Here is a 13,808-nt window from a genome sequence, read left to right on the forward strand (position 1 = left end):
TCATCGCAAAGAGTTTGGAAGGACTGTTCTCCCACCAAGTATCAAGCGCACTCTCAGCGGCAATACGCGGAACGCTGTCTCCAGACGAAACATCGAGCGGTTGACCGAAGCGAGATCGCGATGCAGCTTCCTTGCTGACAACCCGTTTCCATTCTCTGTGCGAACTCTCACGCCACGCGGGCCACCCGGTGTCGGGACTCAATAGCTGGCGTCTTAGTTCGGCAAGCCTGGACTCCGTCTCAGGTTTCTTTGCAACCTCATCTATCGCAGTAGCAAGGTCGGCCAGTTGATCAGCGGTAGCGAATCGTTTGACTACGTTAGGGAAGGCACCCACCAGCGAGTCGAGGCTCCCGCTGCCGTCGGATACAGACTCCAAAGGCAAGATGTCAATTCCATGTTTCTTGCCATAAGCCTCCAGGGACTCAAGATTCTGGTCGGTGATGTCGCGCGAGGCCGCAAAAATCCACACATCTAAATCTGGAAGATGGTCATGGGCTTCCAGCAGCTCTCCTAATAGCTCGCGCCTTTTGAAAGGTGTATCGCTTGAGTAGCGCTTACATTCGAAGACGATGTCGCCTCCCGAAGTGCCGGCAGCCCTTCCATCTCGTCCGCCCTGATCACCAGAGCGAGCCGCATAGAATGTCAAGCCTGTCAGAGCACCGAGTAGCTCTCCAACAAAGTCCTCGAAGCTGCCTTCACCGCTTGATTTCAGGGATAGCAGGAACTCGTTGATGGTCATACGATTGTCTTTTCCTCGCGCGGCAGAAACGATAGTTCTTCGAAGGACGGGTAACGACCGGCATGCGTACGCCTGATCCGCGTGAGTTAAGCAAATGCCTCAGCGAACTATTACTATGCTTTCCCGAGTCAAGCGATGCGCGATGTCTAGACCACGAGAGCTTGAAGATTGCTTCTTAGCTGACCATGGACATCATGAAGTTCACACTTCCAAATGCTGGCTAAGACTCCACAAGCAAGCGCTACGTCCCATGGCCATGCGCTCCTTTCATCGATCCGTGTGAACGGTCCGTCACTCTCCGTAAGCACTCGTTCTTTGGGCATTTCTCGTATCAGCCGTAAACCGGTGGGAGACGCTACCATACCCGGACCCACACTAAACCAACAACCGGCATCGATCGCGCGTCTTAGCTCCTGCTTGGTCCCAGAGAACCAATGCAAGATTGCGACACCGGCTTCCGTATGTCGTTCTAGGTGATCGAGAACAGCCGTCGCGGCCCGCCGACTGTGGATGGTCATAATCTTCCCGCCTTCGCTCTCGCAAGAAGACAAAATATGATCGAAAACGTGCGTTTGATCCTGCCAGCTTTGCCGATGCTCGGGAGCCCCATCCAGACCGATTTCTCCGACATAGCGTACCTTCGAAATCAGTTCGTCGAACAATGGCAATTCATGTCGCCTCTCTCCCGCTAGTTGAGGGTGAAGACCCAAAGCTGTCCGGATGCGCGACGATTCTGTCGCAAGCTCAGACGACCGCTTCCAGGCGGACGGCGTGTTGGTAACTGAGAGGATGAACATCTCTCGATCCACGCATCCCGCGACCACATCCGCAGGATTCGGGTATAGGTCGAGGTGTGCGTGCAAGTCGATCATTCGACCCCCATCTCGATGAGCAAGTCGCGCAGTTCCGTGAGACCTCTTTGGGCCACTTCTCGAAGCAATGTCTTGGCGGTCACTCGAGGTGAACTAAGAGTCGCACCCAGCCACCTACTGATTCCAAGTTCTTGAAATGTCGCATACGCGATCAGGACGGAACGGACATCATCGAACCCTGCATAATCCGGGTCGTCGATGCTTAGATCATCGAAAACGTACACCGTGGTATCCGCCATACCCCAGCGACGAAACGCCGCTCTGCGTACAAGGCAAGGCACGCAACGACCGCAGTGCGTATATCCAAATTGCTTGAAGCGTCCGCAACTCGTCGATTGTGGAGCCCTCTCCGACAAAAGCGTCTGATTCAAGCAGTCCACCATCATTTCGCCCTTTGTCTTCGTAGCGTACGGATTCTCAACCGACACACGGATACTCATGCGGTCGAGAATCTCCTGGAGGAGACCTAACACGACCGGGTGCGTTGTGCGTGTGCTCAGACTGCCGATTCGGTTTTCTGTGAGCGGCGGATTGAGCGCGATCAAACCGTTCTCGCAAATATAGAGCGGAACCCTGCCACCGTCGCGGTATAGCTCGGTGCATGTTGCCGCGAGAATGCCATATGCCAAAAAAAGAATAGACCGCGACCTCTGCGAGGCTGGCGATTCGGCGTCTGGAACGTAGATGGTATGGCTCAGTTGAAGATGCCGGAGACCTGTTCCGATCGCTGCTGCGAACTCGGCCTGCTTCACTCCATCGCCCCTAACGTTTTGGCTCACGGCTAAGAGCTGCCGGTTCTGCTGGTTCAAGTCGATGGCGCCAATCAAGCTGTCGAGACCGCCCGAAAGAAGTACAACGGAATCTTCAGTCGCGTAAGCTCGCTCTCGATGGGCTCGCGGCGTGATGGCGCCCGGCAGAAAAGATACATTCCATCGGTCCGTCGTGAGATAGTTGAGCAATCCATTCCACAGAGGAGTAGTTGCTCCCCACCGCTCCGAATCCGTCACCGCCACAGAAAGCGAGTATTCACGGGTCCAACCGTCGCTGCTCTCGTCCCGGTGGGACGCTAGATCGGCGCTATGCACTCCGAGCGCCACCGAGAGAAGATCCCACGTGAGAGGCTCGGGCACAAACCGCTCGCGTCGTAGGTCCGTCGGCAGATTCTTTCCCGCCGATCCACGCTCCGGCGAGTTTGTCGCCGCGTACAGAAAAACGTCAAGCTCTCTTTGGCCGGCTCCCTCGAAGTCATACCCTTCGGTTCCACACACGATCCGCATCACAGATATCCCTCGAACACCTGAATGGCTTCTCCCAGCGCCGACCGAACAATGGAAGCTACACGGCCTGCCCCGAGCCTCTGCCCGGCTGTCCGAATCTTCCGAAACGCCGCCGAGACGGTTTCTCGAACGTATTCTCGAATCTCCTTCAGACGGGAAGCCCCTGCGACGGCATTCGGAGCCTTCGTGATCACCGTCCGTCCTACGTCGAGCGAGAACCGTCGGTACACATCACTCGCAACATACCGTTCAATGGCGATCTCTTTCTGCTCCTCGGATAAATTCGTCAAGTCTGCGTCCGGGAATTGTGTCAGCGTCTCCGCCAAGGCATCTTGAATAGCGGCTCGGCTCGATTCCGTGTCCTGAGTCCCGTCAACTGGACGCACCGCCTCCGTGACGGCATCCATAATCTCTTGTGCGGAACTTCCAGCGTCAACGTTCGCCTCCGGAATTCCCAAAGCGGCAGCGCCGCCTGAGAGCGCAGCATACAAGGCATCCGCTGTTCGCGCGGTGCCAGAGAAGCGGCGAACCGCCGTTGCGCCCCCGCCGTACCCCTGCGAAAAATACTGACCCACGCCACGTCGCATCGCAGCTCGATCGCTGTTGCGTGCGTAGGCTGCAAGGTTGATGTTTGCCGCCCGAAACCGGCCTGCGGGCGCGGTAGGGATGGGACCGTTTATATCAACCGGGGCAGGAGTGGTGGGCTCCGGTCCTTGTTCAGGGGTTGGCATCTCCGGTAACTGCGGCACCGTCTCTTCCGGGACCGGTGGAGGTGCTGGAGGCGGAGGATCAGGAACCCAGGGAGGGACCATCGGTACGCCTGAAGGCGATCCTTTACTTGACTGCGATGTTCCCATCCGCCCCCCTCAACTTGATCCCGCTCTTGACTGGCGCACCAACCGCGGTGTCCGAAGACCATCCCTGCAACACAGGTCTTGCCCAATCATAGTCACCAATTTTCGGAACGATGCTCGCCTTGATCTGCGAGCCGGGTCGTTCTTTCAAGAACGCTGCAAGGCGCGCGGCCTGGGTCGTGTCTACTCCCGCAATCAAAATGCACGCATCCAAAATCGGCGGAACTCCCCATTCTTGTTCCAACCGAGCTTTGTCGAGAATCTTATCCATGCATATGGCCAGTTCCGGAGGTGGCATCTGCTTGACTTGATCCTTCAGGCTGGCGGCTACCTCAGGATGTGTCAGCAGGGCGTTGAGCAAATCCAGACTCGTAGACGAAAGCCGATCCTCCGGAAGAAGCAACGGGGCATACTCGCGTCCCACGTACAGCACGCCACGGAGGTCACGATCCCCGAGTGGCGGGTCCAGCCGAAGCCATTCCGTCGTGAAGGTTGGGTCCCAGTTCGCCGGAAGCTCCGGTTTCGAGCCCGAGCGTGCATCCGTTTCCCATTTCTGAATCAGGACGGGGTGTCCCGCATCGCTTTGTGACACAGAACGGATGAGTTCTTCATACGCTTTGGCGTTGCCGCACCTTTCGAACAGGATCATCTTTGTGAGAACAGACTCGTCAACGCCAACACCCTGCGATCTCGCTAATGACAAGCGGATCGAGATCGCATTCAAGAACCGCTTGATGAGGCGCGGATTGCCGGAGATTCCGGAGGCCCTGGCCATGATGGGGGCTAACCGATCGGCTGTATCCAAACGACCGACCAATCCCGTTGGCAACTCGATGCCCAGTGACTTTACAAACGCCAGGTCGACGCGCTTTCCTTGCCAGGAGCGCCCCAATTGAGCACATATTTTCTGCCGCAGCTCTTCTTTCTGGGTTTCATCGAGCGTGCTGTCGTCGATAAACAGCATCATGAGGTACGCCCGCACCTCCTGAACTCCCAGCTGGGGGACTCGAATGGGAACCTGGATCAATTTATCGAAGTAGTTCGTCACGAGCGCATCTTCTACTCCTTCAAAGTGTCGGCGAACGGCGTGCTTGATCATCGCTTCGTCTGCCGCGATAACAAACGCTGTATGCGGCAGGAAAAGCAAAAGCCGGATTGCCTCTAACGTCGATACCGCCGTCTCTGGCAAGCAGCGGTCCAGATCATCAATCAAAACGATCAGAGTCACTTCCATCGCTTGCAGCGCCTCTTCGAAGGTATCCCGCAGCGCCTGAATCTCCTTCGGAGGAGACTCTGCCTTCTTCGGCCTGAGCAGACGTTCACTGTCCTCGTGAGTTGGAACGCCCTCTCCCTTCTCTTTCTTGGTCGCGTCGCTTTGCACTCCCGCTGCCTCGACCACCTTTGTGGCCGACCCCACCAGAGTGGCCGCGAGAGCGATGACGGGGTGTGCCGCCGCGATGACTGCGGCGGCCGATGAGGCCATCTTAGCCAGCCTCAGCAGGTTGACCCGTTCGACAAACTCCCAGGCTTTCTCTGTCCCCTTTTTCCTCGCGTCCGCTTCTTTCGCCAGCGTAGACGCGACAGTATCCAGTAGGGCCGCGCGCGCATCGTCATAACCTTGATAGAGCCAGGCGTTGAACTCGACAAAAACGTAGGCGTTCGCCGTCGCCAACATACCTCGCGGTGTGCTTTGCGCAATCGATAATTCGTTCTTGATTAACTTGATGAGCGAAGACTTCCCGACGCCCCAGGCTCCCGAAACACCCACAGAAACTGGCGCGGGCTGAGCCTGTCGAATTACTTCTGCAACCGTCGCAGCGATCCCGCTGAAGTTTAGAAAGTCACGTTCTGTTTCGTTGTCTGTCCACATCTCTCGTGCCTCGGAACGGAAAGGATAAGTCGAATGACCATGGTACCGCCAGCGACCACGAAGGATTCATACTTCGAAATTGCTGGATTGCGAACGGGTGCTTCCGCGAAGCACTCATCACAGCGCTTGGTCGAGCGTCATCACCATTTACACTGCTTGAGGCTAACCGATAAGCTGTCTGCGTTCCGTTCCGCTGGGTGTTGGCGATTAATGGGACATGCTGGGCACGTAGAGCAGGGGCCAAGCACGATCCCTATTTCTTTTGGCTTCCCAGGAACGTCACGACATGCCCGCGGAGCGCCGCAACGAACCGCTGAAAATTTAAGTCCTCCGCCGGCTGTGTAATCTGCGAATTCGGGGAGTTCGTCGCCATGACAAGGCAGGCGGCGCTGTAGACGCGCTCGAGCACCAGGCGCCGGGACAGCAACTCATAGCGCTTGCTGTAAGACGCCTTATCAAAAACCGGGTCTACCTTGAAATACGGCTCCTTGTTGCGCACCGGGGTCTTTACCCGATCGCAATCTTCCAGCAGGAAGAAATAACCAAGGAATGGGGCAGGAGTCTTGCCGAATCTGCCTTCGCGGTAGGCGACCCAGATATCCGTCGCGCTGCCGATAGCCTCTTCCGAGCGGTTGTTGAAGTTGTTGCCGAAGGAGGGGCCTACCTGCGACTTGAATTCCATCGCTGTCACCAGCTGGCCGTTGGAAACAACGATCAAATCCCATTTCTTCTCAGAGCGATAATAGCCGGGCAGCTCCAGCGCCGTGCGCGTTTTGACATCGAGCTTTTCAAGGCCTGCGTCGGCGAGTATGTCGGCAACAAGCACCTCCATCGCGCCCATCTGCGTGCCACCAGTGACTTCACCACGCGTGCCGGCGTCGATCTTTCCGCCTTCGACCTGCTTTTCCTTGTTCTTGGCCCGCGCGTCCCAGTAGCTCTGCACAGCTTCCTGCAGGCGCTTATCAATGTCCAATGGCACTCTCCATCTCGCTTTCTTCGATCCCGTAAATTGTAAGGGCTGTCTGCGTCGCAAGGTACCTGTCACGGTTACGGAACGCTTTCACTAACGCTTTTGCTTGAGTTTCGGAGAGAGTCTTGGGATCAGGCACGCGAATACGGCGCAGATACTGAGCCTGGAAGCGGAAATAGCCCCCGCGCATGCGGACACCGTAGGATGCGACGAAGAACTGGCCGATCGCTGATATCAGGAGGCCACCCAATACCTCGAGATCCCAGATATCCGATTGAATGAAATAGAGATTATGGTGAGGATAGGTCTCGCCGCTATCCAACACCGGATCGAGGATGCTCTTGATGTCGGCGATGTAGAGCTTGGGCTTTTCCGTGAGCGAATGGGTTACGCGATCGATGGTTTTATACCAGGCGTGCGCGCTCTTGATCGCCGTATGGCGTTTCTTCAGCGCCGCCCCGTGCTCCTCAAAATACGCCCGCAGGCGAGGGTACTTATCGAGCCTGACCAGGCCGTCGCAATTCCACGGGTCCACCAGATAGTGCCCGGACCATTGCATCGCGCCGCTGCCGATATCTTTGGCCATCGCCAGCTTCAGCATGCGCGACGGTTCCGCCAGATGCGCATCTTTCGTGACGAACACCTTGTCATTGCCGGTCGCAACGCCGATGCCGACTTTCGCATTGGCTTCGAGCGGCGCGAATTTGTCCTCCAGCCGGCGCAGCAGCGCCAGCTGCTCGGGTGACTGGCAGGGCCACGGATCACCGCCCTTGAACCAGCTATCGACGCGGGCGGAATGTAATCCGGCCGGCATTGCCGCCCTCGTGCCGTTTGTGTTCTTCAGCAAGGTCGCAGCCAGTATCCTGGAGGGGACGCGTTCAACCCCCGGGCCGGCGCTGGCCACGATCGTGCGGCCTTGCTTCTGGCGACGGATCACGGTGATGGCAGGGTAGGCGTCCACCTCATCGTGGAATGCATCGGCATTGTGCATCTCGATGACGACATCCACCGCAAAGGCTGAGGTGATCAGCTCCCGCAGCTCGGCACCGTACTGATTGCGCATCCAGCGGTCGGCACAGATGAAGGCACAGGCACCGCCTTGTTTCAGTTGGCGTAATGCCGCTTCAAAAAACGCGACATACAAGTCCGCCCGGCCGTACATCGTGGGGTAGGCGTCGCGGTAGAGGAGGGCGGTTTGTTCGGGAATCTCCTCCAGGCGGACATAGGGCGGGTTGCCGATCACAAACTCCGCCTCGACGGACATCGAGTCGAATAGATAATCACCGGTACGTACCCAGGATTTGGCAAGACCTTCGGCCGTGGGTCCATTGACGCCGTGCTTTGAAAGCACCTCGACGGCCAGTTTCCGCGCCCGTTCGGCGCTCCCTTCATCGAGCTCATAGGCGATCAGCGAATCGCGGCAGTCCGAGACCGGCCGACCGAGACGCCGACAGGAATCCGCGAGCCGCTCAATCATTGACGACAGGAACGCTCCTTCGCCGGCGGACGGCTCGACGGCGACGGCATCAACGAGATTTTGGCTGCTCGTATAGCCCGCAAGATCAAGGAGTAGCTCGACCACCCAGCGCTTCGTGTAGACGACGCCTTTAGGTTCCGGCGCGCCGATGCTGGTGACCGGCGATGGCATTAGCAGCGGCAGCTGAGCTGCACGCGCCGTACGGATTGATGGCTGGTTATGTCCCACTTCTCGCTCTCAGTATTCATGCTATTCCAACCGGGCTTGGCGGCCGATGGTGCCCGGCAATTCTGACAGGTTCAATCTGGTTTGTTGGCCAAGACTTCTGGCCGGACATCGCCTCGGGTATTTTCATCCTTCAGGCTGCTCCTACTGTGCCAGCCATTTCGCATATGCCCGTACATCGATCATGGGAACGGTGGCGCTACTTTGCAGGAGCGCTATCAGCTCAAACAGGAAAGCCGTTGCCGGTTTCGTCAGCGGGCTGATGACATGGCACCCGGCAGCAGCATCGCACGTGAACATGCCATGTGCAGCGACGCAGCCGATATCGAGGCGATGTTCCGTGTCGCCCTTGGCGAGCGCCTTCAGAAGGTGGTTACCGAGTCCGGGTTTCCACTTGCTCTCGAAGCTCAGCAGGCCGCCAAAGATGTAAGGCAGCGGTTTTGGAGGATAGGTTCCTCCTGCATGGGGTATCGGTAGACTCGTGCGGTGAAGACGCCGCACGCTGGCAACCTTCGCCTGAGCATATTCAACCAGACTGGCGTTGATGGTCTGTTTGGCCTCGAACGCTGCGTAAACACCTTCCGCCGGTACGATTGTCTGGCCTTGGTATTTGAAGATGAAGGGCGTGTACTGGCGATCGAAGATCAGAACGTCGATCTGCTCACTGAACGAGCCCTTGCTGTCCACGACGAAGGCCTTGGCGGCTTGGTAGCGCTGCGGCAAATAGGTCTTGAGCAATTCCAGCCAAACCGCCTCACTCGCGTCACCTTTGGCAACAGAGTGCCCGAATGTCTTCCGGGCGATTTCCAGCCGCTTCTCGATATCGTCATGAAGGCCCGCCAGAACCGTCGGGAGGGACCATTTGGCGACGGGTTTTCTTGGCTGCTTATTCTTCACTGGGCCGCCTCTTTGAAGGGTGGTGTCGGGGGATGGCGCTCCACGACCTCCTTCGCGAGATCATAGGTAATGGGACTAGAAGGATAGGCCGCGAGCACTAAGCCGGGGAGCAGCCGCTGTGCAAGGTCCGAGTAAGTGTAGCCATAGGAACGCCCGTGCGTCGCTCCGGTGGCGACCACCAGCGCGTGGATTTGCTGATGGGTAAACCCCAGCTCCTCGAGCACCGGCTTCAGAAAAGCCAATCGCTGTGCTTCATTCGGACGGGCGAAGGTAAAGGTCACGGCCGCGCGGCGCCGTACCGCAGGATCGAGCGCATCCAGTCGATTCGTGCACATGACGACGATGGCCGGAAGGTTGCCGGTAGCGAGATCGTCCACACCACGTATAAGGGCGTTTACACCGGCGCGATCCTCGTGATGCATTTGCCCGAGTTCACGGGACTGGGCCAGCGCATCCGCCTCGTCGATTAAAAGAACAATGCCGGAATTGTGCTTGCCACCGCGCCCGGTAGCTTTCTTTGCCGCCTGCTTCACTTCTGAGAAGGCAGCGGAAATCAGGCTTGTCATCTCACCTACGGCACCTGTCCCACGTGCGTTGAGACTGAGCGAATAAAGGGTCACGCTCATGTCGGCGTCGCGCGCGATTGCGTCGCCAAAGGTTTCCGCCAGGATAGTTTTACCGGTCCCGACATCGCCGGCAAAAATAAAGAGGGGAGGGCGATCACGAAAAAGCTCAATGATCCTGCTGCCGTGGTGATGATGCCTGTCGCTCCACGCGGTGAGGCTCTGGGGGGCCAGAAGAAGCCGGCCTTCCTTAATTAGGCGGTCTTTCATCTCGTCGAGGCCTACGAGCGATGCGAAGCGCCGCGCCGCGGCAGGATCTGGATATTCCCGGACTTCTTCGAAAATGCCGACGTTGCTGTCTGTCATGAGAGTGGCTGGAACGTGAGACGGCTGAGTCCGCGACCACCGGAGTAATAATTGCGATCAGATGTCCAGTAGCCCGGACCGTCCGCAGGCGCCTGTCCAATCGGCCTTTGAACGGGCAAATCTGCCTCGAAACGCGCCTGCTGCTCCGTTGAGAGCTTGTAGAAACTGGAACTCGGGGTCAAAACATTGAAGAAGGTCGCGCCTGTCACGTCGACGTACGGCACGATCTTACCGGGCCTGTCGTCGGTAACGAGTTGACCGTTAGCGTCCACCCTGTACCGCCAGCAGACGATGCGCTTACCGTCTTTCTTGTAGCCGAACTCATACTCCTGCACGTAGCCGGCGTTCAGGTACTGCGCCAGTTCCTCCGCATATTCGCGAATCCGGGTTTCTGTGGGCATGCCGTAATACTGCGCACAGAGGTGCATGTCGGTGGCGACCTTCGAAGCAAGCTTGCGCGCGTTGATAATGGTGAACGAGTCCGACCGTGTAACGCTAAAACTGCCCATGGCTCTTACCCCCTAAAAGATGGCCCGAGAACATCCTGCCAGCACTCGATAGCACGCCCGCGCGTCGTGGCGAAGCGCGCTTCGGCAATGGCTTCCAGCGCGTCCTGCGCCGCGGCTACGATCTTCTGCCGGTGACCGTCGTCGTAGACAGACGCTATGTTGTTCGTTTCGTTGACCGGGTCGAAGATCTCAATCGCCTTGCCTGTCGGCACCGGCAGCTTCGATGCCGAGTAGTAGTCAGCGAAGGCGACCCGTGTCTTAAGCCGCGACTTGACGATGTAGGTGAACACCTTTTCAAGGGCAGCAGGATAGTCGCCCATGCTGAGGCCGCCGTCTGCCAGGTGCGCGACGATCAGCTCGGTCATAAACGACTTCAGCTTGAAGTCGGCATCGTTGATCTTCCGCAGGCGCACCCACCACTTCACCAGCCGGACCACCTGCGCGAAGTGCTGCTTCTGCTGCTCTTTCCGCTTGCGGATGAACGCCAGATGCAACGGAATGCTGGTGAGGACCGGATCACCACCGTCGTTCGCGAACAGGTACCCGCGGTCGTCCGGGTCGCCTTTGTATTCGACCGGCACGACATCGACGCTGAGGCCGCTGACCGCGAACTTGATGCAGACAGAGTGGTGATTCGGTTTAATCTGATCGCGCTTCATCTGCGGGTAGGCTTCGCGCAGGCGCTCGGCCAGCCACTCCAGCAAGTCCGTCTCCTTTTTGGGCACCTTGTCGGCCTTGACGTAGAAGGCCACGTCGATGTCATTGAGCGTCTTCAGTGCCGTGCCCTTGGCCAGGCTTCCCGACAGCAGCGTCTTAATCAAGCCGTAATCGGGATGATCCGCTGCATACTTGTCCAGCTTTTCCCGCAGGCGGCGTACCTGCTCGCGGAAGTCCGCAGCGTCTTCGCGTTTAAGGTTGACCGACTCATCGGCAAAGTACGCGATGTCGGCGTGCGTGATTTGGGCCGCGGCGAGCGGGCCTTCCAGCGTCGGCTGCGCGAGTGGACTCATCGATTGCCTCCCCGGGGACGCCCTGCCTTCAGCATCTGCGATAGGGATTCCTCGCCAAACCGCTCGCGCAGGGTGTCGAGCCGCATGTCGCTGCGCACACATGGCGCAAAATCGGGTCCATAGATCTGCCGGAGTGTTCGCACGAGCGTGTCACCGCGCTTCTGCCGGATTTCCCCGTCGTCGTCGCGGGTCCTGTCGTCCAGACCGATCTGGTGGTGATTGCTGCCGTTGGCCATCTGTACCTCCTAAAACGAAGTCCGGGTAAGGACTTCGCGCTTTAAACATAACACAAAAGGTTCCTCCTGCAAACTTTCCTTTTATGTCATCAATACAAACATGTCATCATTGTTGACATTGTTGTTGTATACGCTTACAGTGACTTTCGGGTCAAGTGAATGAATAATCTCGACGGGTTCTACAAAAAGATTGGCGAGAACATCAAGGCCAAACGCCGGGAACGCGGTCTATCCCAGGAGGGGCTTGCCAAAGCCGTTGGGCTTAAGAGGCCCTCCATGAGCAACATCGAGAAGGGACGGCAAAACATTCTTCTGCATACGTTCTGTGACATCGTCGATACGCTCGGCGCCAACGCGAACACGCTACTGCCGGAGCGTCAACAAGTCGAGCCAATGCAAATGCCCGATCTGACCTCGTACTCCAAAGAAGTAAGGGAGTTCGTTGAAGCTGCCATAAAACCTGCTGAGAGGGAGGAGACCAATGGCTATCCGAAGACGAAAGATTGAGTTGCTCGTTGAAGACTTGCTGGCTGCCTACCAGATTAGAGAAGCACCCGTGCCTGTAGAGAGAATTGCAAAGGCCAAGGGCGCGAGGATTTACTACCAATCCCTGGAGGACGATGTGTCCGGTTTCCTTTTCCGGGACGCAGTCCAAACAGTCATCGGGGTGAATACTCACCATGCGGCCGTGCGCCAGCATTTCACGACCGCACACGAGCTCGGACACCTATTACTCCACGACCAAGAACAATTGCATGTCGATCGCGACTTCCGCATTCGCCTGCGAGACGATGTCTCCAGCCAAGGTACCGATGATTATGAACGGGAAGCCAATTTGTTCGCGGCTTCGTTGTTGATGCCGAAACGCTTTTTGGAAGAGGACCTGCGTAACGAGGAGTACGTGGATCTTTTTGGAGATCACTTTTTGCCTGAGATTGCCAAGAAATACGGCGTTAGCTCTCAGGCTCTAGTGAACCGGCTGAAAAATCTCGGCTATATTCCCGAATGACAGATTGAAATGACCTTGGAGGCCGCCATAGCGGCGCACCATGCGTGGAATTTCAGACGGAACGACTAATTGGCAGGAATCGCTGTGGCGCGTTGCCCTACTGGGGCATCGGCACCCGGATTTGAGCAAAGGCCTCGGAGCGAGTGAGTGCGCTCCGCTTGCGATTTCGTCGTAGAGAGCACCTCTGGTCGAACTGGAAACACCCCACTTCGAAGGCTTAACAAACCCGCGACCTTTGCCTTAAGGCAGAGGTCTGGACAGAGGTTTGGTGGACAGAGGACGTGGGTGCGATAAGGGTGCAATAACCGGTTCCAAGGGGGTCTCAGGGCTCCAAAAGTGGCCATCCGGGGCTCCTGATTTCAATAAGTTACGAAATCCTTCCTTGCTGTCACGACAGAGGTCACGGGTCCAAACCCGATTGCGCGTTCGACCTCTGATCCGTTTGCGCTCTACCGACCCATCAACGCTGAGCAGATGGTTACTTGCCCCGTATCTAAGGATTCAAGCCACCCGCAGGTGAAAGCCACGGCGTACCTCAGCTCCGGCGACTTCCTCGTGGCGCATGGAAGCTGCCTTGATCGCTTCGGTATCAGGCTTCATCTCCTGGACGCAAGCTGCCATCGCTCGTTCCAGTCCTTCCGGTAGCAAGGAGAGAACTGTCTGCCAGAGAACGCCGCCGACCCGTGCCTCGATCTTGCAGTAAGCCGTCGGCAAGCTCGACTCATCGAGGATGCGAACGGAATCTTGGCTGTTCTTCTGAATTCGTAGGGTGAACTGCCGCCCCTCAATCTTTCTGACCTCCCGGCTCATCAAGTAAAAGAGGACCATCGACTTGGTTCTGTCCACCTTATTCGCCGTGGCGCGCGCCCGTTCGCCAAGGCGTGCGGCCTCTGCTCGGCAGAACTGCTCGCGGGCTTCCATCATTCGCACAAAA

15 protein-coding genes are annotated in these 13,808 nt (G+C 57.4%); 2 read left to right on the forward strand and 13 right to left on the reverse strand.

Translation table 11 applies throughout. From position 1 onward, the window contains the following. The 12 genes from VMU57_RS08500 to VMU57_RS08550 form a co-directional block, all read right to left on the reverse strand. On the reverse strand, positions 1 to 739 hold a 739-nt coding region (locus tag VMU57_RS08500), incomplete at its 3' end, for a hypothetical protein (protein WP_325382411.1). A 146-nt stretch (positions 740 to 885) separates the two neighbouring features. Further along, positions 886 to 1,611 (reverse strand): Qat anti-phage system TatD family nuclease QatD, encoded by a 726-nt coding sequence (qatD, locus tag VMU57_RS23005; protein ID WP_414648618.1) that lies wholly within the window; start codon positions 1,609 to 1,611, stop codon positions 886 to 888. Next, positions 1,608 to 2,888 carry a Qat anti-phage system QueC-like protein QatC gene (gene qatC / locus VMU57_RS08505; RefSeq protein ID WP_325382412.1) on the reverse strand — a complete coding sequence of 427 codons (1,281 nt, stop codon included), beginning with the start codon at positions 2,886 to 2,888 and terminating at the stop codon, positions 1,608 to 1,610. Before qatC ends, qatD begins: the two co-directional genes overlap by 4 nt. Beyond that, positions 2,888 to 3,637, reverse strand: coding sequence for a Qat anti-phage system associated protein QatB (gene qatB / locus VMU57_RS08510; protein WP_325382413.1), 750 nt, complete (start codon positions 3,635 to 3,637; stop codon positions 2,888 to 2,890). Before qatB ends, qatC begins: the two co-directional genes overlap by 1 nt. Before the next feature lie 85 nt (positions 3,638 to 3,722). Further along, positions 3,723 to 5,612, reverse strand: coding sequence for a KAP family P-loop NTPase fold protein (locus VMU57_RS08515; RefSeq protein ID WP_325382415.1), 1,890 nt, complete (start codon positions 5,610 to 5,612; stop codon positions 3,723 to 3,725). A 253-nt stretch (positions 5,613 to 5,865) separates the two neighbouring features. Further along, the gene (locus VMU57_RS08520) at positions 5,866 to 6,585 is read right to left on the reverse strand and encodes a PaeR7I family type II restriction endonuclease (RefSeq protein ID WP_325382417.1); all 720 of its coding nucleotides are present in this window, start codon (positions 6,583 to 6,585) and stop codon (positions 5,866 to 5,868) included. Next, on the reverse strand, positions 6,575 to 8,287 hold the full coding sequence (locus tag VMU57_RS08525) for an Eco57I restriction-modification methylase domain-containing protein (RefSeq protein WP_325382419.1): 1,713 nt from the start codon (positions 8,285 to 8,287) through the stop codon (positions 6,575 to 6,577). The genes VMU57_RS08520 and VMU57_RS08525 overlap by 11 nt, the downstream gene beginning before the upstream one ends. A gap of 141 nt (positions 8,288 to 8,428) precedes the next feature. Then, a complete protein-coding gene (locus VMU57_RS08530) occupies positions 8,429 to 9,181 on the reverse strand; it encodes a DUF6602 domain-containing protein (RefSeq protein ID WP_325382421.1) in 753 nt (250 codons plus the stop codon). Beyond that, positions 9,178 to 10,110 (reverse strand): AAA family ATPase, encoded by a 933-nt coding sequence (locus tag VMU57_RS08535; protein ID WP_325382422.1) that lies wholly within the window; start codon positions 10,108 to 10,110, stop codon positions 9,178 to 9,180. The genes VMU57_RS08530 and VMU57_RS08535 overlap by 4 nt, the downstream gene beginning before the upstream one ends. Continuing rightward, positions 10,107 to 10,619 carry a hypothetical protein gene (locus VMU57_RS08540; protein WP_325382424.1) on the reverse strand — a complete coding sequence of 171 codons (513 nt, stop codon included), beginning with the start codon at positions 10,617 to 10,619 and terminating at the stop codon, positions 10,107 to 10,109. Before VMU57_RS08540 ends, VMU57_RS08535 begins: the two co-directional genes overlap by 4 nt. A 5-nt stretch (positions 10,620 to 10,624) precedes the next feature. Further along, a complete protein-coding gene (locus tag VMU57_RS08545) occupies positions 10,625 to 11,629 on the reverse strand; it encodes a CBASS oligonucleotide cyclase (RefSeq protein ID WP_325382426.1) in 1,005 nt (334 codons plus the stop codon). After that, a complete protein-coding gene (locus tag VMU57_RS08550; RefSeq protein ID WP_325382428.1) occupies positions 11,626 to 11,865 on the reverse strand; it encodes a hypothetical protein in 240 nt (79 codons plus the stop codon). Before VMU57_RS08550 ends, VMU57_RS08545 begins: the two co-directional genes overlap by 4 nt. 159 nt (positions 11,866 to 12,024) lie before the next feature. On the opposite strand from VMU57_RS08550, the gene VMU57_RS08555 reads away from it, so the two are divergent. Both VMU57_RS08555 and VMU57_RS08560 read left to right on the forward strand, forming a co-directional pair. Further along, positions 12,025 to 12,372 carry a helix-turn-helix transcriptional regulator gene (locus VMU57_RS08555; RefSeq protein ID WP_325382430.1) on the forward strand — a complete coding sequence of 116 codons (348 nt, stop codon included), beginning with the start codon at positions 12,025 to 12,027 and terminating at the stop codon, positions 12,370 to 12,372. After that, complete coding sequence (locus VMU57_RS08560) at positions 12,347 to 12,874, forward strand: ImmA/IrrE family metallo-endopeptidase (protein ID WP_325382432.1); 528 nt, start codon at positions 12,347 to 12,349, stop codon at positions 12,872 to 12,874. The genes VMU57_RS08555 and VMU57_RS08560 overlap by 26 nt, the downstream gene beginning before the upstream one ends. Positions 12,875 to 13,375: 501 nt before the next feature. Here the strand turns inward: VMU57_RS08560 and VMU57_RS08565 are convergent. Further along, the coding region (locus tag VMU57_RS08565) for a siphovirus Gp157 family protein (protein ID WP_325382433.1) at positions 13,376 to 13,808 on the reverse strand (433 nt) is incomplete at its 5' end.

The sequence above is a fragment of the Edaphobacter sp. genome (assembly GCF_035532915.1).
Taxonomy (GTDB): Bacteria; Acidobacteriota; Terriglobia; order Terriglobales; family Acidobacteriaceae; genus Edaphobacter.